The organism is Janthinobacterium sp. 13, assembly GCF_002749695.1.
Classification (GTDB): Bacteria; Pseudomonadota; Gammaproteobacteria; order Burkholderiales; family Burkholderiaceae_D; genus Janthinobacterium; species Janthinobacterium kumbetense.
Window position 1 is genome coordinate 4,625,301 of sequence record NZ_PEEQ01000001.1, and the last position, 20,027, is coordinate 4,645,327.

Here is a 20,027-nt window from a genome sequence, read left to right on the forward strand (position 1 = left end):
GGTGGCTGTACGGTTTACGTATCGGTGTGGCCGCCTATCGACGCTTCCGGATCAAAACTGAAGACGCGCAGTTCCGGCAAGTCTTGCTCGCCGCGAATGATGCGTACAGTCAGCACAAACGAGAGTTCCCAGCGGCCCTTGCTCTGACCTACGTCAAGGTTGTGTTTCCATTCCTGGCGGATGCGGCGCAGATCGGGCAAGGCTGGATCAGGCGGCAATACATGGGATTCAAAATCCAGGGGCAGCTGATAGGTGGCGCCGGCGGCTTGCAGGAAGGGCGAAGGCAGCGAATAGCGGGTGGGTACGTCGGGGCCGATCTGGGTCAACTGGGGTATGCTGATCAGGCTGCAATCGACGATCTGGAAGGAGGTGAAACCACTGTCTTTGCTGCCACAGCAATTGACTTCCAGGTAGACGTGTTGGCCCTGCTGGAAGTGTACGCCACCCATATAGGGGCCGTGGCGCGGGTCGGCGCTGCCGTCGCAGGACGTAAACGCATAGTCGAGTTGGTTGGTGATCTGGTCTGCATCAAAGTGGACCGATAACTTCATCCAGGGTTTTTCGTACGTCATGTTTTCTGGTTTCTTTCCATATTAATAAGTAATTTCTGATAGCGAGCATCTCGCCTTAGTGTCAACAGATCGGGAGCAGATTCGATCAGGTTGAGAGGGTAGCCGCGTTCTATGGCCTGCTGCAGCGCCGCCATCGCTTCATTGCGCTTGCCTATCAGTTCATAGGTCAGTGCGGCCCTGAAATGGATGTCTGGCAATGTGGGAGCAAGCTGGACAGCTTGTGTTACGTGCTTCAGCGCATCGTTTTGCGAGCCCGCATAGGCTGAATATAGTGCTAGCCGCGAATTGATTTTTGGGTCGTCTGGCGAGTGGCGTAACATCACTTGAATCAGCGTAATTGCGCGCCGGTAAGAATCGCGTGACAACTCAATCTGTCCGGGCACCCACCGCTGGGCATCCGCCAAGTTCGCCCATAGCAGGTAGTTACCGGGACTGCCTTTAGTTTCTGAGACGGCATTTTTAAATGCCTGCACTGCTCCCAGATAGTCGCCTCGATTAAACAGGGCATTGCCAAGGTTGGTATACAGTTCCCAGTCGGGATGCACCTGCAATCCTTGCTGCAGAACTTGCAGGGCTTCGTCATTGCGATTCAGACGGTCAAGTGTACCGCTGAGTTGGGCATAGGAATTGGCCACATGCGGGTCCATCTGTATGGCTGTCCGAAAGAGCTTTTCAGCCTCCGTGTAATTACCAAGGTTATAGTGCAGCTTGCCCAGGATGGAAATGAAAGGGCGATCACGGGGATACAGTGTGATGGCCTTGCCAAGCACTTCCTGAGCCAGGTCAAATTTTTGTGCATGGATGAGTAGGCGCGCCTTACCATACATGCCTAGCAGATTGTTTGGTTCAAGGTTTAAGGCTGCCGTGATTTCCTGCATCGCTTGCGGGCGTTTGCCTTGATATTCCAGAACCCAGGCCTGTGCCACATGGGCAAGCGCAAGCTGATCGTCGGCTACCAATGCCTGTTTTGCCGCGATGTCCGCGCGTTGCAGCCAGGTTTCATCGCGGCCACCACCAATATAGCGCAACGTGAAAGCCAGTGACAGGCCGGCATTTGCAGCAGCATGCTCTGGATTGTGTTTAAGGATGGCACTAAAATGCTCAATGGCCAGTGTCTTACTGCTATCTTGATCGAGCATGCGCAACGCTTCCATCCCCGCCGCCATGCTGGCCATTTCCGAATAAGGCGCGGGCGCTTTTTCGCCCGTGACGAACGATTTGACGGCAGGAAGGATATTGGGCAGCTGCCATCCCGCCAGTACGGCCAGCAGCGCCACGCCCGCGCCCCATTTAAGCGTGCGCTTGCGGGGCAGGGGCAGGCGGATGGAGACGCTGGCGGGGGGTTCTTCCTTCGCGGGTATCTCGTCGGCAAGGGGCGTGGCCAGGGTGGGCGGCTCCCCGCGCTGCGCCCCGATCGCCTCGCGCACGTCGCGCATGGTGCGCGGCCGTTCGGCCGGGTCGTGCGCCGTCATCGCGCGCACGAGGGCGTTGATGGCGGGCGGGACGGAGTCGGGCAGGTCGGGCCATGGTTCCGTCGCCTGCATGTGAGCGGCGGCCAGGGCCAGGCCGTTCAGGTGGGCGAAGTGGCGCTGGCCGGCCAGCATTTCGTACAGCATGGCGCCCAAGGCATACACGTCGCCGCGCGTGTCGGGCAGGCGGCCCATCAGGCGTTCGGGCGCCATGTAGGCGATGGTGCCCTGCAAGTCGCACAGGGTGGTCGTTTGCGTGGCTTGCGGGTCGATGTGGCGCGCCAGGCCGAAGTCGAGGATGCGCACCTTGCCGTCCGCCTCCAGCATCAGGTTAGACGGTTTCAGGTCGCCGTGGACCAGGTCCATGGCGTGCGCCTCGTCCATGGCGTCGGCGATCTGGTAGGCGATGTCGAGCGCCCCCTGCAAGTCGGCCTTGCCGCTGTGCATGAACTGCCCCAGGGTCTGGCCTTCGACCAGTTCCATGACGATGGACTGGCTCGTGCCTTGGCCCTCGATGGCGAAGATGCGCACGAAGGCGGCATGCTTGAGCGAAGCGGCCAGGCGCGCTTCATTGATGAGTTTTTCCGGATGCAGCACGTCGGCTTGCGGTTTCAGGCGCTTCAGCGCCACGCTACGGCACAGCTTGGCATCCCAGGCTTCGAATACATGGCCGAAACCGCCTTCGCCCAGCAAGCGGCGCACTTCATAGTGCCCGCTGATCGTGTCGTCTTGCGGCGGGGTCTGACGCAGGGAGTCGAGCAGTTCCATATACCTTGGCTTCAGAGTGCATCAACGTGGGCATCCGGCATTGAAAAGGGTCAATGCGATGTTGGAATGCTCAAGATGATTGATTTTGAGTAACTTCCTGATTTAAAACGATTGTTTCGAATAAGTCAATTAATATTGACAAGGAGTGAACAAAAGCTGCCATTGACGGCGATTGCCATTTCGGCGCCCGGCAAGCCGTCAATGTGTTCGAACGCAATGACGACCATTGCGTAGCATCCGATAATGCAGGCGGGAGCGGCACCGTATGGACAGGTGCCGCGCTATGCGTTGGACAGGGAGAGGAGGCAGTATGCGTGGCGTGATCCGCTTGAACGACCCCACCAGCCATGGCGGCAAGGTGGTGGGCGCGGCGCCGAAGAGTACCGTGCTGGGCGTGGCCGTGGCGCGCAAGGGCGATTCTTGCGTCTGCCCGATCAAGGGCCACGTGCGCTGCGTGATCGCCGAGGGCGATCCGCAGGTGCTGATCGACGGCGTGCCCGTGGCCTTCGACGGTCACAAGACCAGCTGCGGCGCCAGCCTGATGTCCACCGTGGGCAACAGCGGGCGCGCTTAGGCCAGGCTCGTGTCGATGGCCGTGCCCAGCTTGTCGACGATCTCGTCGACATGGCTGGCGTCGATGATGTAGGGCGGCGCCAGCAGGATGTGGTCGCCGTGCAAGCCGTCGATGGTGCCGCCCATGGGGTAGCACATCAGTCCGTTCTGCATGGCGTGCGCCTTGATGCGCGCGTGCAGGCGGCGGGCCGGGTCGAACGGCTGCTTGCTGGCGCGGTCCTGCACCAGTTCCAGGCCCAGGAACAGGCCGCGGCCGCGGATGTCGCCCACGTGCGCATGGTTGTCGAAGCGCTGGTGCAGCCGCTCTTGCAGCAAGGCGCCCATGGCGCGCACGTTGGCCAGCAGATCGCGTTCCTCGATCTGCCGCTGTACGGCCAGCGCGGCGGCGCAGGCCGTGGCGTGACCGATGTAGGTGTGGCCGTGCTGGAAGAAACCCGTGCCGGCGCGGATGGTGTCGCGGATGTCTTGCGACACCATCACGGCGCCGATCGGCTGGTAGCCGGCGCCCAGGCCCTTGGCGATGCAGATGAGGTCAGCCGTGACGCCTTCCTGCTCGCAGGCGAACAGGCTGCCCGTGCGCCCCATGCCGCACATGACTTCGTCGAGGATCAGGAGGATGCCGTGGCGCTGGCAAATGGCGCGCATGCGCTGGAAGTAGCCGGCGACGGCGGGCAGGGCGCCGGCCGTGGCGCCGACGACGGGTTCGGCGATGAAGGCCATGACCTTGTCCGCGCCCAGTGCGGCGATATGCTCTTCCAGCTCCTGGCCCAGGCGCGCCACGTAGTCGCCGTCCGTTTCATGGGCTGCCTGGTCGCGCCAGGCATAGCAGGGCGACACGTGGGTGACGCCAATCAGCAGCGGCTCGAACTGCTGGCGGCGCCAGGCGTTGCCGCCCGTGGCCAGTGCGCCCAGGGTGTTGCCGTGGTAGCTCTGGCGGCGCGCGATGACGTGGCGGCGCTGCGGCTGGCCCCGTTCGACGAAATACTGGCGCGCCATTTTCAGCGCGCTTTCCACCGCTTCCGAACCGCCCGAGACGAAATACACGCTGTCGATGCCGGCAGGCGCCCTGGCGACGAGGAAATCGGCCAGCTGCTCCATCGGCTCGGTGGTAAAGAAAGAGCTGTGCGCGTACGCCATGCTGGCAACCTGCTGCTGCACGGCGGCGATCACGGCCGCATCCGAATGGCCGAGGCAGGAGACGGCCGCGCCGCCGCAGGCGTCCAGGTAGCGCTTGCCATCCGCATCGATCAGGTAAGGGCCGTCGCCGCCCGTGGCGACGGAATAGCTGGCGGTCAGGCTGCGGTGGAAGACATGGCTCATGGCATCGCTTTCTTATCGGCAAGGGGGAGATGGCCGATTATAGGATGCGCCGCGTCGCATTGCAACGTTTGATGTATTTGTTTTTAATTTGCACCATTCGATGTTTTTGCGTAGGCGCCCAGCGCCCGCAATTGCTGTTCCGCCGCGCCGATGGCCGTGACGGCATCGGGCCCCGCGCGCGCCACCAGCAGTTCCACCAGGCTTTCCACGGCCGCGACGCCGGCCACGATGGAGGGGAAGAACGAGGGGCTGTCGACGGCGATGACGATGCTGGCGTCGGCCTGCAGGGCCGGCGGCGACATGGCGCTGTCGCTGATGGCGACCACCCGGCAGCCGGCCTGGCGCGCCGCCTGCGCCACCAGCAGCGCTTCGCTCGAATACGGCGCGAAGCTGATGACGACGACGGCTTCGCCCGCCTGCAGGGCGCGCAAGTCCATTTCCAGGGTGCCGCCCTGGCCGCTCAGCAGCTGCACGCTGGGGCGCAGCAGCCGGTACAGGTAGTGCAGGGTGTAGGCGATCGGGTGGGCGGCGCGAAAGCCGGCCACGTGCACGCGGGGCGCCGCCTGCAGCAGATTGGCGGCCCCGTCCAGGGCCGCGTGGTTGGCGCTTTCCGTGGCGGCCAGGTTGCGCTGCTGTACCGTGAACACTTCGGTGACCAGGTCGCGCTCTTTCCCCTCTTTGCCGGCCAGCGCGCCGGCTTTTGCCGCGTAGCCGCTTGGTCCCGCGCGCAGGCGCTCGACGAAGATGGCCTTGAGTTCGGGCCAGCCGGCAAAGCCCAGCTGCTGCGCCAGGCGCACGAGGGCGGCCGATTGCACCTGCGCCCGCGCGGCGATGCTGCGCATCGACGAGACGGCCACTTCGTCCGGGTGGTCGGCCAGGTAGCGGGCGCCGGCCTGGAATTGCGGACTCAGCTGCGCATGGCGCGCCTTGATCAGGTCCATCAGTGCCGCATAGGAATCGTGGGGTGTCGCTGCCTGCATCGCCGTGCCTCAGTTGATAGGTTGCGGCGATGGTACAGGATTCGTCAGCGCGCCGGTAGCGGCGCGCCTTGCACCCGGGCGGCCGTGCGTGGACGCAGGCGGGCAAACAGGTGCGGCCCGGCCGGTTTGCGGCGCGGTCCCGTCGTCAGTACGCGCAGGGCGGTGGGTAGCGGCACGTCGTGGCAGTGCAGGAACAGGGCGGCGGCGCCCGTGCCGGCCATTTCCTGCAAGGCCAGTGCATGCTCGACCAGCGCCGCCGTGCGCATGTCGAGCCGTACCGGGATGTCGGGTTGGAATAACTGTGTGTCGATGGGCCGTGCGTTGCGCATGCTGTCCCCCGCCGGGTTCGCTAGTCAAGCTGCCAGCATAAAAGCGCCCCGGCGCCACCACTTTGCGCCAGATCAATTCCACTGTCGGATAGATTCCACAAGGCAAAAAAACGCCAACCGTTGCCGGCTGGCGCTGAAAACCCTCGAAGGAAGAAAGGGTGGGGGACGGGCTAGTAGCTCCAGCGGACTGAGATACCTACAACCTTGTCATAGCGCCGCACATCGCGCACATAGTCCGGCGTGTCGTGATAGTCGCGGTAGGTCGAGTCGAGCAGGTTGTTCGCGTCCAGCGTCACCGTGGTATTCGGGTTGAGCTTGTACGAGACCGACGCGTCCAGGGTCTTGGTGGGCGCCACGGTCAGGTGGATGCCCTTGCCGCGGTAGTTGTAGTCGTCGACGTACTTGTCGCGCCAGCTATAGGCCAGGCGCGCCGACCACGGTCCCTGTTCGTACAGGCCGACGATATTGGCCGACCATTTCGACATGCCAGTGAACGGATGCGCGCTGCCATTCAATTCTTCCAGCTCGCCCGTCATGTAGGTGGCGTTCGCCTGCAGGCCCAGGCCGCTCATCCAGCCGGGCAGCTTGTCGTAGAACTGCTGGTAAGCCATTTCCACGCCTTGCAGATGGCCCTTCGAGGTGTTGCGCGGACGCGTGATGTCGTACTCGATGCCGTCATACGTTTCCTTGGCCGAACCGGACAGGATGTAATTCTTGAAATTGTGGCGGAATACGGTAGCCGTGACGGAACCCGTCTGCGCGAAATACCATTCCAGCGCCGCATCGAGGTTCTTGCCTTCCACGGGTTTCAGGTCGGGATTGCCGCCGCTGCCCGTCGGACGCACCATTTCCAGGCTCTTGCCCAAGGTCACGCCGGGGTTGAAGTCGGCGAAGTTCGGGCGCTGCACCGCCTTGCCGGCCGTCAGGCGGGCGACCAGGTCCTGGCGCAGCATGGCTTTCAGGGTCAGGCTGGGCAGCACGTCCGTATCGGACGTTTTTACGCGCACGGGCGTGACGATGCCGTCTTGCGAAGAATTGCCTTGCAAGTCCTGCTTGGTCTGCACCACGCGCACGCCCACGGTGCCGTCGACCGGCACTTGCGCCAGATCAAAGCCGATGCGCGCCTTGCCGTAGACGGCATTGGTTTTTTCCACATCCTTGAAGTGGGTCATCGGATCGTCCGGGCTGCGCTCGCTGCTGCCCGTAAACAACTGGCGCAAGGTGTCCGTGTTGTTGAGCATGTAGTCGCGGCACGGCGTGAGCCAGCTTTGCAGGCCGAAGTTGCCCGTGTTCTTGTGCGAGGTGCATGCCAGGCCGGGCAGGGAGTCCGCGGTCATGATCGACGTCAGCCCCCCTTGCACGTTCTTTTCGCGGATCGATTCGGCCTTGCGCTTGGCCAGGCGCACGCCGCCCGAGAGTTCGCGGAAGAAGCCCGTGCTGTCCATGTCGTAGGTGACGTCGCCGCGCCAGTCGGTCGAGCTGCCTTCGTCGTGGCTGTGGTTATCGTAGAAGCCGAGCAGCGTGTAGTTCTTCGGGTCCAGCATGTTGTAGCCGGGGTAGCTGATCTGCGCGCCGCCGTTGACGTTCGTGCTGCCGATCACGCTGGTAGGATGGGCAAGGAAGTCGAGGATGGGGAATTCGCGCTCGAAGTTGCTGACCGTGCGCGCCAGTTCCGTCGTGGCGCGCAGCTGCGGCGTGATGTCCCAGCGCGCGCCGATGGCGCCTTGCGAACCGATCGAGCGGTCGCGCCGCGCCTGGGTAGAACCGAGCGTGAACGGCGACCAGGGGCCGTCGATCTTGCCCACCGTGGCCGCCTGATTGGTGCCGGGGATCAGCGTGATGTCCGGGTTCTGGCCCCAGGGCAGCGAACCGACGAAGAACTGGCTGTCGAACGCGTGCTTGATCAGGGTCGACATGCCTTCCGCATACACTTCCACCTGCGAGTTCGGGCGCCACTGGAAGGCGGCATTCGCCGCGTAGCGCTTGCGGTCGCCCACGGTGGGGATCATGCCGACGGAATCGGGTCCCGTGATGTTGCCCGCGTCGGGGCGCTTGACGGGTTCGGCGTTCCAGATGGTCTCGTCATAGTATTTGCTGCGCTGGTAGGACAGGCCGAGCAGGGCGCCGAATTCGCCGTATGCGGTCTTCCAGCGGTTCGAGACCATGCCGCTGACGTTCGGATCCGTCGAGCCGGACTTGTCGCGGTGCTCGGCGCGCACGTTGCCCGATGCCGTGAAGCCCTTGAAGTCGAACGGGCGGTTGGTGCGCACGTCGACCACGCCGGCCGTGCCGCCTTCGACCATGTCGGCGCCCTGCGATTTGTACACGTCCACGCGCTGCAGCATGGCCGTCGGGATGTCGGCCAGGTACAGGCTGCGGCCCACGGAGGTGAACATTTCACGGCCGTTGAGCAGGGTCACCACGCCGGGCAGGCCGCGGATGATGACGGAACCCGCTTCGCCGCCTTCGCGGCGGATCTGCACGCCCGTCACGCGGCCGAGGATTTCGGCCACGTTCTTGTCGGGGAATTTACCGATTTCATCGGCGACGATGGAATCGACCACCTGGTCGTTGTTCTTCTTGATCGTTTGCGCGCTCTGTGCCGCCTTGCGCACGCCCGTGACGGCGACGACGGCGATGCCGGCATTGTCGGCTGGCGCCGGTGCCGCCGTTTCCACCGTTTCCACCGTTTCTACCGCTTCCACGGCGGGCGCCTGTTGCGCCCAGACGGAAGCGCTGCTCAGCAGGCCGGCGCCGGCCAGGGCGGCCACCGTGGCCTTCAAGGTCAGCCGTGTGTTTTGCTTGGGCGTGCGGGTGCCCGTTGCCATCGATTGCTTCATCTTGTCTCCACCTGTATTTTAGTTATGTTGAGAACGCCGCGGCAGTCGCCGCCAGAGCTGGAACTTGCTCAGAAACATGGTAGGTGGGAATGACTTTGCCCCACAAATGACTTCTTTTGCGATGTCAATACCAATTCCGGTATCCCTGCTGCATTCATGCGCCCTGGCGGCGCGCCGCGCGTTGTCGAACCTGGCGCGGGCGCGTTGCGGACGCTCCACAGCAGCAATCAGGCGGCGCAGGGCGCGACGCTGTGCGCCAGCCAGGCCATGAAGTGCGCCTGCGGCATGGGGCGGGCAAAATAGTAGCCCTGCAATTCATCGCAGCCGGCGTGGCGCAGCACGTCCGCATCGGCCGCGCTTTCCACGCCCTCGGCGGTCACCGTCAAGCCCAGGGTATGGCCCAGGCCGATAATGGTTTTCGTCACCGCCAGGTTTTGCGGCGAGCCGTGGATGTCCTGCACGAAGCTCATGTCGATTTTCAGCTTGTCGAGCGGGAAGCGGCACAGGTAGTTCAGGCTCGAATAGCCGGTGCCGAAATCGTCGATCGACAGCGCGAAACCCAGCGCCTTGATGGCGTGCAGGGTGGCGATGGTGTCGTCCACGTTGTCCATCAGGATCGATTCCGTCAGTTCGAATTCGATCTGTCCCGGCGTGACGGGAAACTCGCGCAGCACCTCGCGCAAGGTGGCCACCAGGCCGCCGCTTTTCAGCTGGATGGCCGACAGGTTGATCGACACGGCGATGTCGCCCGCGCCCGCCTCGCGCCAGGCCAGCTGCTGGCGGCACGCCTCGCGGATGACCCACGCGCCGATGGCGACGATCAGGCCCGATTCCTCGGCGGCGGGAATGAAGCTGTCGGGCGCGATCAGGCCGTGCTGCGGGTGCAGCCAGCGGATCAGGCTTTCCACGCCATTCAGGCGGCTGCTTTTCGCATCGATGCGCGGCTGGTAGTACAGCACCAGTTCCTGCCGCTCGATGGCGTGGCGCAGATCGCTTTCCAGGTGCAGCTGCTGCAGCTGCTGTTCCTGCATCTGCGGCGTGAACATGCGCGCGTGATCGCGCCCGCCGCTCTTGGCCTGGTACATGGCCGCATCGGCGTGGCGCATCAGGGTATCCATGTCGCCGCCGTGGTCCGGGTAGATGGCCACGCCCACGCTGCACGAGACATACAGCTCGTTGCCTTCCACCTGGTGCGGCTCGCGCATGGCGGGGATCAGCCGCGTGTCGAGCAGCGCGGCGATGGATGCGGCATCGCCGACGCCGTTGAGGATGACGACGAATTCATCGCCGCCCAGGCGGCTGACGGTATCGCCTTCGCGCACCAGCTGCAGCAGGCGCTTTGAGACCGATTGCAGCAGCGCGTCGCCCACATGGTGGCCCAGCGCATCGTTGACGTGCTTGAAGCGGTCCAGGTCGACGAACAGCACGCCCACCTTTTCGCCGCTGCGGCGCGCCTGCGCGATGGCGGCCGCCAGGCGCACTTTCGACACGTGGCGGTTCGCCAGTCCCGTCAGCGCATCGTGGTGGGCCATGTGCTCGATCTGCCGCTCGCTTGCCTTGCGTTCGCTGATGTCGAGCGAGCTGGCGATGAAATGCGTGGTGACGCCGTCGAGGTCGCGCACGGCGTTCATCACCAGCCAGGCGGGATAGCTTTCCAGCGACTTGCGCTGCACCCGGATCTCGCCCTGCCAGTAACCGCGCCGCGCCAGGGTCTGGCGCAGGCTGTCGAGCTGCTCGGGCGGGTTCTCGGGCGCGAGCAGGAAGGCCGGGCGCTTGCCGATCAGCTCCACCATGTCGTACAGCGAATGGCGGCGGAAGGCCTGGTTGACGGTGATGATGCGCATGCCGGCGTCCATCACGATCAGGCTTTCGGCCGATGCCTCGAATACCTTGGCCCACAGTTCCAGGCGCGACTCCATCAGCTTCATCTTGTTGATCGGCGTGAAGGTCGACAGCACGGCGCGCTGGCCCTGGTAGTCGATCAGGCGCGCGGAAATCAAGGCCCACGTGGGCGTGCCGCCGCCGCTCCAGCACACCTCGAATTCGTCGACGGCGCCCAGGTCGCTCAAGCGCTGGAAGAAGCGCGAACGGGCTTGCGGATGCATGCCGCCCACCCACGGGTCCAGTTCCAGGCCGCCCTGCCACGCGTGCGCGGCCTGGTTCGCGTGCAGCACCTGGTGATGCGGGATCGAGGTGACCATCAGCGGAATGGGAATGGCGTCGACCAGCTGGCGCTGCGCATCGGCCGCGCTGGCGCGCGCCACCAGCTCCTGCTGCGCCATGCGCTGGAAGTCGAGCTGCTGCAGCATGGTATTGAAGGCGGCGACCAGGCGGCCCGTTTCATCCTCGCTGTCCCAGACGGCGCGCAGGCTATGGTCGCCCGTTTCGCGCACTTCCTGCGCCACGCGCGCCAAGCGGCGGATGGGCAGGGCGATCTGGCGCGCGACGAAAAACACCAGGCCCAGTATCATCACCAGCAGCAGTACGGCCGTGCCCAGGTGCAGCCACATGCGCGTGAAGAAGCCGTCCACGCGCAGCTGGATCAGACGGTGCAATTGGCCTTCCGCCGCGCGCCAGGCACGCTGCAGGGCCGCGGCGGCCACCGCATCGCGGCGCAGCAGTTCCTGCGTGCCTGCGGGGTTGGCTTGCGCGCCGGCCAGCGCCTGGGTACTGGCGCGTAACTGCGCCACGGCTTGCCGCAGGGCCGCGCGCGAGCCGTCCAGGTGCTGGCGCAGCAGCGGCGTGCTGGCCGCGAACGCCTCCGTGTAGTCGCTGCCGATGCCGGCCATGGTGGCGTCCATGCGTCCCTCCAGTATCAGGAACTGGGTCTGCAGGCGCTGGCGCTGCGCGCCTTCGGCCGTCGCCAGTTGCAGGGCCAGGGCGCGCGTGCTGTTGATCACTTCCAGCAGTTCGGGGAAGCGCAGGATCACCAGCGACATCGTGTAGTAGCTGTCCAGGTCCGGGTCGAGGATCAGGTTCGATTGGTTGCCCACGCGCGTGAGCAGTGCGCGCCCGGCCACGAAGGCGGGCGAGGGCGCGATGCCGTCGTCCGGCGCAGCGGAAATGCTGCCGGCCTGGCGCAGCAGGGCGGCAAATTGCGCATTCAGTTCGGCGCTGCGCATGCCGGCGCCGAAGCGGCTTTCGGCCTGCTCCACGGCCGCTGCCTGTGCGCCCGGCTGCGCCGTGCTGCGCGCCAGGGGCAGCAGCGCATCGCGGATCGCGGCGATGTAGTCATTGCCCGCCATCTCCTTGCGCGAGAAATCGATGGCGATGTATTTTTCGTTGATGAGGATGCCGGAAATGAAGATCACGGCGGACAGGTCGAGCAAATAGATCAGCGCCAGTTTGCGCCCCACCGTCAATTTCCCGATCATGCGCGAGATTCTGCCCACCATGCGTGCCCCACCTTATCGTCAGCCCATTTATGTTTTCTTATGAGCAATTTTCATGCCTGAATTTACAAGCTTGCAAGGGGGCTTTTGCACCATGCAGGTGCGCGGCGGGAGACGGCGGACGATAAAAAAAGGCGGCCCGCAGGCCGCCCTTGTGTGCACTGTTACGGCGCTCAGGCTTCGGCGACGCGCTTGGCGATGTGCGCCAGCGCTTCTTCCACCTGGTCGATCAGGATCAGGCACAGGTCACCTTCGCCGAGGCGCGCCAGGGCCTTGTCGATGGCGACGAATTCGCCGTTGATTTCATCGATATGGCTGGTGCGCTTGGCGCCGTCCAGGCCCTGGCGCAGCAATGCCACCACTTCGCCGTCGGCGCGGCCGCGCTGGCACTGGTCCTGGTACAGCAGCACGTCGTCAAACGCGGCGCCGAGGATTTCCGTCTGCTGGCGGATGTCTTCGTCGCGGCGGTCGCCGGCGCCGCTGATGACCACCGAGCGGCGCTTGGCCGGCATGCTTTCCACGGCCTGCACCAGCGCCAGGATGGCGTCCGGATTGTGGCCGTAGTCGGCGATCAGGGTGGCTCCACGATAATCGAAGACGTTGAAGCGGCCCGGCGCGTTGTCGGCTTCATTGGCGAAGGTTTTCAGGCCCAGCGCGATGGTTTTCCAGTCCAGGCCCACGGCCCAGGCGGCGGCCAGCGACGCCATGACGTTGTCGACCTGGAAGCCGATGGCGCCGTTGCGCGTGATCGGCACTTGCGACAGGGCGATTTCGTGGCGCTCGTTGCCCTGCGCCGCGACCAGCTTACCGTCTTCCACGTACACCACGCGGTTGCCTTGCGCGCGGTGCGTGGCCATCACGGGATGCGTCTTGTCGGCGGCGAAGAAGGTCACCGTGCCACTGCAATTCTTGGCCATGCGCGCCACGGCAGGGTCGGTGGCGTTCAGCACGGCCACGCCGCTGTCGGCCACGTTTTGCACGATCACGCGTTTCAGGACCGCCAGGTCTTCCACGGTGGTGATGTAATTCAGGCCCAGGTGGTCGCCCGCGCCGATATTCGTCACCACGGCGACCTGGCAGCGGTCGAAGGCCAGGCCTTCGCGCAGCATGCCGCCGCGCGCCGTCTCGAACACGGCCGCGTCCACGTCCGGATGCAGCAGCACGTTGCGCGCGCTGCGCGGGCCGCTGCAGTCGCCGCTGTCGATCTGGCGCCCTTCGATGTACACGCCATCCGTGTTCGTCATGCCCGTGCGCAGGCCGGAAGCCGTCAGCAGGTGGGCGATCAGGCGCACGGTGGTGGTCTTGCCGTTGGTGCCGGTGACGGCGACGACGGGAATGCGGCCATCGTCGCCTTCGGCGAACATGGCGGCGATGATGGCCTCGCCCACGGGGCGCGGCTTGCCGAACGACGGCGCCAGGTGCATGCGCAAGCCCGGCGCGGCGTTCACTTCCACGATGCCGGCGTTCTGCTCTTCCAGCGGTTTCAAAATGCTTTCGGAGACGACGTCGACGCCGCAGATGTCCAGGCCCACCATGTGCGCGGCCGCGACGGCGCGCGCCGCCACTTCCGGGTGCACGTCGACGGTGACGTCGGTGGCCGAGCCGCCCGTCGACAGGTTGGCGTTATTGCGCAAGATCACGCGCTGGCCCACGGGCGGCACGGATTCGGCCACGTAGCCCTGCTTGGCCAGGCTGGCCAGGGCGATGTCGTCGAAGCGGATTTTCGTCAGCGAGGTGGCGTGGCCGCTGCCGCGGCGCGGGTCCAGGTTGACCTGGTCGACCAGTTCGCGCACCGTGTGCTGACCGTCGCCCACCACTTGCGGCGGGTCGCGGCGGGCCGCCGCCACCATCTTGTTGCCGATGACGAGCAAACGGAAATCGTGGCCCGGCAGGTAGCGTTCGACGAGGATGTCGTCGCGGAATTCCTGCGCCGCGAGGAAGCCGGCCGTCAGCTGTTCGCGCGTGGTGACGTTGACGGTGACGCCCTTGCCCTGGTTGCCGTCCTTCGGCTTGACGACGACGGGCAGCCCGATCTCGCAGGCGGCGGCCCAGGCGTCGTCCGCGTCGATGGCGACACGGCCGTGCGGCACCGGCACGCCGGCAGAATCGAGCAGTTTTTTCGTCAGCTCCTTGTCTTGCGCGATGGCTTCCGCGATGGCGCTGGTGCCGTCCATTTCGGCGGCCTGGATCTTGCGCTGCTTGCTGCCCCAGCCGAACGTCACCAGGCTGCCTTCGGTCAGGCGGCGGAACGGGATGTTGCGGGCCACGGCGGCGTTGACGATGGCGCCCGTCGAGGGGCCCAGGCGCACGTCTTCATCGAGTTCCTGCAGCTGGTGCAGGGCGCCGGCCAGGTCGAACGGCGCATCGGCCAGGGCGGCCTGGCACAGCTGCTGCGCCAGTTCCAGGGCCAGGCGGCCGACGGCTTCTTCCGAATATTCGACGACGACCTGGAAGATGCCCGTTTCCAGGGTTGGCGTGGTGCGGCTGAAGGTGACGGGGCAGCCGGCTTGCGCCTGCAGGCCCAGCGCCGCCAGTTCCAGCACCTGCGCCATCGGCGCGGCGTTGTAGTTGCCCAGCGGTTGCAGCGGGCTCAGTTGCGGGAAGAGCGCGCGCAGGCGGGCTTCGAAGCCGGGCAGCTGGGCGATGTCGAGTTCCTGCGTGGTGCAGGAAACAATGGCTTCCACGGCGGTGTCGTGGCTCCAGAGGTTAGGGCCCCGCAAGGCCCGTACGCGAGATACTTCCATAATTAAACCGTAATCCTGTTGTGTTCTTGTGGGCCCGGCCGTGCTGGCCGGGCTTGAGTGCTGCTTTGCCTGTGCTGTCAGTTCCCGATGCAGCCGGGGGCCGCGTCGAAGGTGCGCAGACCTGCGCAAATGAGGTCGACGGGCAGGTTCAGGGCCCAGGCGGCGGCCGCGACGGCCAGCACGCTGTCGACATTGCCGGCCGTGGCCGGTTTCAGCAAGTCCAGGCACAGCAAGACCGTTTCGATGCTGCCTTCGGCCAGCACGATGTGGTTGCCGCGCACGAATACGGCGCGCTGGCCGGCGGCCAGTTGCGCCGCGATGGCTGCCAGGCCGCCGTCCTGCGCATACAGGATCACGCTGCCGTCGCACAGCTCGGCCAGTTCCAGCACGTGCGCGTTGGCGGCGTTGAGCACGGCCACGCCCGTCGGCACCACCACGTCGACCTGGCTGCGCACGGCCTTGTACAGGCCCGCTTCGTCCAGCACGTCGAAATCCTTGACGCTATCGAGGCTGCCCATGTCCGTGACGACGCCGATCTGGCACTTGTCGTAGGCCAGGCCTTCGGCCAGGATCATGCGCGGATTGCTTTCGAACAGGGCTGTCTGCACGGTGCGGTTGAGCAGCAGGCGCTGGCCCGCGTCCCAGTTCACGCAATCGCTGCTGACGACGCGGCGCTGGTCCAGGTACATGCCTTCGCTGCAGACGGCGCCCGTGTGCAGGCCCGACAGGTTGAGCAGCTTGCACAGCATGCGCACGATCAGGCTGGCGCCGCGCGTGCCCGTCACGCCGATCAGCGGAATGCGGCCCGTTTCCTCGGCGGCGAACAGGTGGTCGACGATGGCCGCGCCGACAGGGCGGGGCTGGCCCACGCCCGGCTTGATGTGCGCCAGCAGGCCGGGGCTGGCATTGACTTCGATGATGGCGCCGCGCTGTTCTTCCAGCGGACGCGTGATGTCGGTGGTGACCAGGTCGATGCCGGCGATATCCAGGCCCACCACGCGCGCGGCCAGCAGGGCCGCATGCACGACGGAGGGATGCACGTCGTCCGTGACGTCGATGGCCACGTTGCCGTTCGGCTGGATCAGCACTTTCTGGCCCGCCTGCGGCACGGACAGGGCGGTCATGCCCTGGCGCTGCAGTTCCAGCACGATTTCGCCCGATTCATGCGGCTTGACGGTACCCAATGGGAAATCCTCGCCTTCGCCGCGGCGCGGGTCGGTATTGATCTGCGTGTTCACCAGTTCCAGCACGGTGGAAACGCCGTCGCCGTCGACCCACAGCGATTCGCCCTTGGCGGCCGCGATCAGCTTGTTGCCGACCACGAGCAGACGGTGTTCGTCGCCCGTGATGAAGCTTTCCACCAGCACGGCCGAGCTGTCGCCCTTGCGCGCGGCCAGGTCGTAGGCCGCCTTCACGTCCGCTTCCGTCATCAGGTTGAGCGACACGCCGCGGCCATGGTTGCCGTCATACGGTTTTACCACGACAGGCACGCCGATGTCCTGCGCTTCTTCCCAGGCCGCCTCGGCGCTGCGCACCAGGCTGCCTTCGGGGACGCGCACGCCGCACGATTTGAGCAGGAATTTGGTGAGATCCTTGTCGCTGGCGATGCCTTCGGCAATCGCGCTGGTGCGGTCCGTTTCGGCCGTCCAGATGCGGCGCTGCGCGGCGCCGTGGCCCAGCTGCACCAGGTTGCCGTCGTTCAGGCGCAAGGAAGGGATGCGGCGCTCGGTGGCGGCATCGACGATGCTGGCCGTGCTCGGACCCAGGCAGCGCGAATCGACCATGTCGCGCAGGGGCGCCAGGGCCGCTTCCAGGTCATAGGCTTCATCGTTGATGGCGGCCATCAGCAGTTCGCGCGCGGCGGCCAGGGCGGCGCGGCCCACGTGCTCTTCGCGCGTGCGGAAGGCCATCTTGTAGACGCCGCGCTGACTGGTCGAGCGCGTCTGGCCGAAGCCCGTGCGCATGCCTGCCAGGTTTTGCAACTCCAGTACCACGTGTTCGAGGATGTGGGCCGACCACGTGCCTTCGCGCAGGCGCTCGAAAAAGCCGCCCCGTTCGCCCACGCCGCAGCGGTGCTCGATCATGCCGGGCAGCCACGCCACCAGGCGTTCGTACAGGCCGGGCAGGGTATTGGATGGATAGTCTTCCAGTTCGCCGATATCGACCCAGGCTTCAATCACCGGGCGGTAAGTCCAGATGTTGGGGCCGCGCAAGTGGGTGACGCGGGCAAATTCGATGTTCTTCTTCTTGATCATGTAAGTGGTTTCTTGATAACAAGCCAGGCGTCTGGGCGCCAGATACTTTATGTTGGCTCTACAGAGTCTTTTCAGGCTCGTGCTTGGTTCTTTATCCCGGGTATGCGCAGTGTGCCACTTTTAGCGGTCTCTTGTCGCGTTTGCTTCTCGTATTCTGCTGGTGTTGTCATTCTAATTGTTACTAATTGTTGCCATACTTGTTATAAAGATACCGACTCTGGGCTAAGCTGGAGCATTTGCGCAACAGCGGGCTGTTGTATACTTGCTCCCGTAATCGCGGCCGCGTTGCAAAAGCGCCGCGCCTGCCTGGCACTTCCTGCGACAGCCGTGCATTTTTTTTGCGCCGTTTTGCCATCATTCCTTACCGGCAGGCATCCATTCGATACAATACAGGAAATTGCCACTGGTGCATCCACCTCGCCATCGCGCAGTACACAAACATTGATCGGGCGTCTGCCCCATCCCCCAAATCCCGCCCTGAAGGGCTTGGCCTCGAGCCGGAGTATGCTTTACGATGACAACTGAACTGAGTGTTCCTGCAACAACTATTCCCCTCACCTCGCTGCCGGAACACTGGCTGGCGGAAGTCGAGAGCAACCTTTCTCCAGGGGAGAACGTTTTAAGTAGCGTTGAGGTTGACCTCGATGCGCGATTACGTTTCACAAAAGGCATAATTGTTGTCACCGAGAAGCGTTTACTGGCACGTTCGCCCGGCGATACCGCCTGGAAAAGCTGGTCTTTCCGCCCAGGATTGCGCCTGACGCACCACGACCACGCCGGTGTCGGCCACCTGGAACTGTTCGACGATCACGGCCGCCTGGCCTCGTGGCGCTTCACTTTGGGCCAGAACCTGCACGCCATCCGCGTGCTGGAACAGTTCGTCGAGCGCCTCGACAGCCACCTGACGGGCCAGCCCGTGCTGGAAGCGGAGCAGGAAGTGTGTCCTAGCTGCAAGGCCCCGCTCGAGCCGGAGCAGGAAGAATGCCCGATCTGCGCCAAGGTGCTGTACACGCCGCCATCGACCTGGACCCTGTTCCGCCTGTGGCGCTTCGCCCATCCCTACCGCGGCCAGCTGGCCCTGGGCTTCCTGCTGATGCTGCTGAGTACGGCCGCGCACATGATTCCGCCCTACCTGACGGCGCCGCTGATGGACAATGTGCTGATCCCGTATCAGAACGGCAAGCATATCGACCCGTGGCTGGTGGTGTACTACATGAGCGGCTTGCTCGGTTCGGCCCTGCTGGCCTGGCTGCTGGGCTGGGGCAAGACGTATGTGCTGGCCCTGGTGTCCGAACGCATGGGCGCCGATTTGCGCTCGGCCACGTATGAACATCTGATGAAACTGTCGCTGGAATTTTTCGGCGGCAAGCGCACGGGCGACCTGATGGCGCGTATCGGCAGCGGCAGCGACCGCATCTGCGTCTTCCTGTCGCTGCATTTGCTCGACTTCGCGTCCGACGTGTTGATGATTATCATGACCGGTGTCATTTTGTGGTCGATGAACCCGTGGCTGGCCATCATGACGCTGGCGCCATTGCCCTTCATCGCCTGGATGATCCACCTGGTGCGCGACCGCCTGCGCACGGGCTTTGAAAAGATCGACCGCGTGTGGAGCGAAGTGACCAACGTGCTGGCCGATACCATCCCCGGCATCCGCGTGGTCAAGGCGTTTGCGCAGGAAAAACGCGAAGCGGCCCGCTTCCGCGACGCCAACGCGCATAACCTGGCCGTCAACGACAAGTTGAACAAGGTCTGGTCGCTGTTCTCGCCCACCGTGTCCTTCCTGACGGAGATGGGCTTGCTGGTCATCTGGTGCTTCGGCATCTGGCAGCTGTCGCGCGGCGAAATCACCGTCGGCGTGCTGACCGCCTTCATCGCCTACAGCACGCGCTTCTATGGCCGCCTCGATTCCATGAGCCGCATCGTCTCCGTGACGCAGAAATCGGCGTCCGCCGCCAAGCGCATCTTCGACATCCTCGACCACGTGTCGAGCGTGCCGGAACCGGCGCAACCGGTGAAACTGGACAAAATCGAAGGACGCATCGATTTGCGCGAAGTCGGTTTCCGTTACGGCAACCGTGCCGTCAACCGCAGCATCACCCTGAACATCAAGGCGGGCGAGATGATCGGCCTGGTGGGCCACAGCGGTTCGGGCAAGAGCACCCTGGTCAACCTGATCTGCCGTTTCTACGACGTCTCGGAAGGGGCGATCTTGCTCGACGGCGTCGATATCCGCTCGTTCGCCGTGTCCGACTACCGCCGCAATATCGGCCTGGTGCTGCAGGAGCCGTTCCTGTTCTTCGGGACCATCGCGGAAAATATCGCCTACGGCAAGCCGCACGCGACGCGCCAGGAAATCATCGCCGCCGCGCGCGCCGCGCATGCGCACGAATTCATCCTGCGCCTGCCGCAAGGCTACGATTCGATGGTGGGCGAGCGTGGCCAGGGCCTGTCCGGCGGCGAACGCCAGCGCATCTCCATCGCCCGCGCGCTGCTGATCGATCCGCGCATCCTGATCATGGATGAAGCGACATCGTCGGTGGACTCGGAAACGGAAAAAGAAATCCAGAAGGCGCTGGACAACCTGGTGCAGGGCCGCACGACGATCGCCATCGCGCACAGGCTGTCGACCTTGCACCGCGCCGACCGCCTGGTGGTGCTGGACCGTGGCCAGGTCGTCGAAGTGGGCAGCCACGATGAATTGATGGCGAAAGAGGGCGCCTATTTCCGCCTCTACGAAGCACAGGCGCGCAACAACGAACTCGCCCTGGATGACAAGGAATAA

At 64.5% G+C, this 20,027-nt stretch carries 11 protein-coding genes; 2 read left to right on the forward strand and 9 right to left on the reverse strand.

Annotation, left to right across the window (positions count from 1 at the left end; translation table 11 throughout):
- Nucleotides 1-14 precede the first annotated feature (14 nt).
- Both CLU94_RS20335 and CLU94_RS20340 read right to left on the reverse strand, forming a co-directional pair.
- The gene (locus CLU94_RS20335) at nt 15-572 is read right to left on the reverse strand and encodes a hypothetical protein (protein ID WP_099666956.1); all 558 of its coding nucleotides are present in this window, start codon (nt 570-572) and stop codon (nt 15-17) included.
- The gene (locus CLU94_RS20340; RefSeq protein WP_099666957.1) at nt 569-2,809 is read right to left on the reverse strand and encodes a serine/threonine-protein kinase; all 2,241 of its coding nucleotides are present in this window, start codon (nt 2,807-2,809) and stop codon (nt 569-571) included. The genes CLU94_RS20335 and CLU94_RS20340 overlap by 4 nt, the downstream gene beginning before the upstream one ends.
- A gap of 310 nt (nt 2,810-3,119) precedes the next feature.
- Here CLU94_RS20340 and CLU94_RS20345 point away from each other — a divergent pair, with 310 nt between their 5' ends.
- On the forward strand, nt 3,120-3,383 hold the full coding sequence (locus tag CLU94_RS20345) for a PAAR domain-containing protein (RefSeq protein ID WP_099666958.1): 264 nt from the start codon (nt 3,120-3,122) through the stop codon (nt 3,381-3,383).
- Here CLU94_RS20345 and CLU94_RS20350 read toward each other — a convergent pair.
- From CLU94_RS20350 to CLU94_RS20380, 7 genes are all read right to left on the reverse strand, one after another.
- Complete coding sequence (locus CLU94_RS20350) at nt 3,380-4,702, reverse strand: aspartate aminotransferase family protein (protein WP_099666959.1); 1,323 nt, start codon at nt 4,700-4,702, stop codon at nt 3,380-3,382. The genes CLU94_RS20345 and CLU94_RS20350 overlap by 4 nt on opposite strands.
- 83 nt (nt 4,703-4,785) lie before the next feature.
- Nucleotides 4,786-5,682, reverse strand: a complete 897-nt coding sequence (locus tag CLU94_RS20355; protein WP_099666960.1) for a MurR/RpiR family transcriptional regulator — start codon at nt 5,680-5,682, stop codon at nt 4,786-4,788.
- Between the two features lie 44 nt (nt 5,683-5,726).
- Nucleotides 5,727-6,011: a hypothetical protein gene (locus tag CLU94_RS20360; protein WP_077407612.1), complete on the reverse strand. Its 285-nt coding sequence runs from the start codon at nt 6,009-6,011 to the stop codon at nt 5,727-5,729.
- A 170-nt stretch (nt 6,012-6,181) separates the two neighbouring features.
- Nucleotides 6,182-8,851: a TonB-dependent receptor gene (locus tag CLU94_RS20365; protein ID WP_257218890.1), complete on the reverse strand. Its 2,670-nt coding sequence runs from the start codon at nt 8,849-8,851 to the stop codon at nt 6,182-6,184.
- 227 nt (nt 8,852-9,078) lie between these two features.
- Nucleotides 9,079-12,225, reverse strand: a complete 3,147-nt coding sequence (locus CLU94_RS20370; RefSeq protein ID WP_257218891.1) for an EAL domain-containing protein — start codon at nt 12,223-12,225, stop codon at nt 9,079-9,081.
- Nucleotides 12,226-12,416: 191 nt separating this feature from the next.
- On the reverse strand, nt 12,417-14,987 hold the full coding sequence (gene cphA / locus CLU94_RS20375; RefSeq protein WP_099666962.1) for a cyanophycin synthetase: 2,571 nt from the start codon (nt 14,985-14,987) through the stop codon (nt 12,417-12,419).
- A gap of 77 nt (nt 14,988-15,064) precedes the next feature.
- Nucleotides 15,065-17,242, reverse strand: coding sequence for a cyanophycin synthetase (locus CLU94_RS20380; RefSeq protein ID WP_099666963.1), 2,178 nt, complete (start codon nt 17,240-17,242; stop codon nt 15,065-15,067).
- Between the two features lie 514 nt (nt 17,243-17,756).
- Between CLU94_RS20380 and CLU94_RS20385 the strand changes: the two genes are divergently transcribed.
- Nucleotides 17,757-20,027, forward strand: coding sequence for a cyanophycin metabolism-associated ABC transporter (locus CLU94_RS20385; RefSeq protein WP_099666964.1), 2,271 nt, complete (start codon nt 17,757-17,759; stop codon nt 20,025-20,027).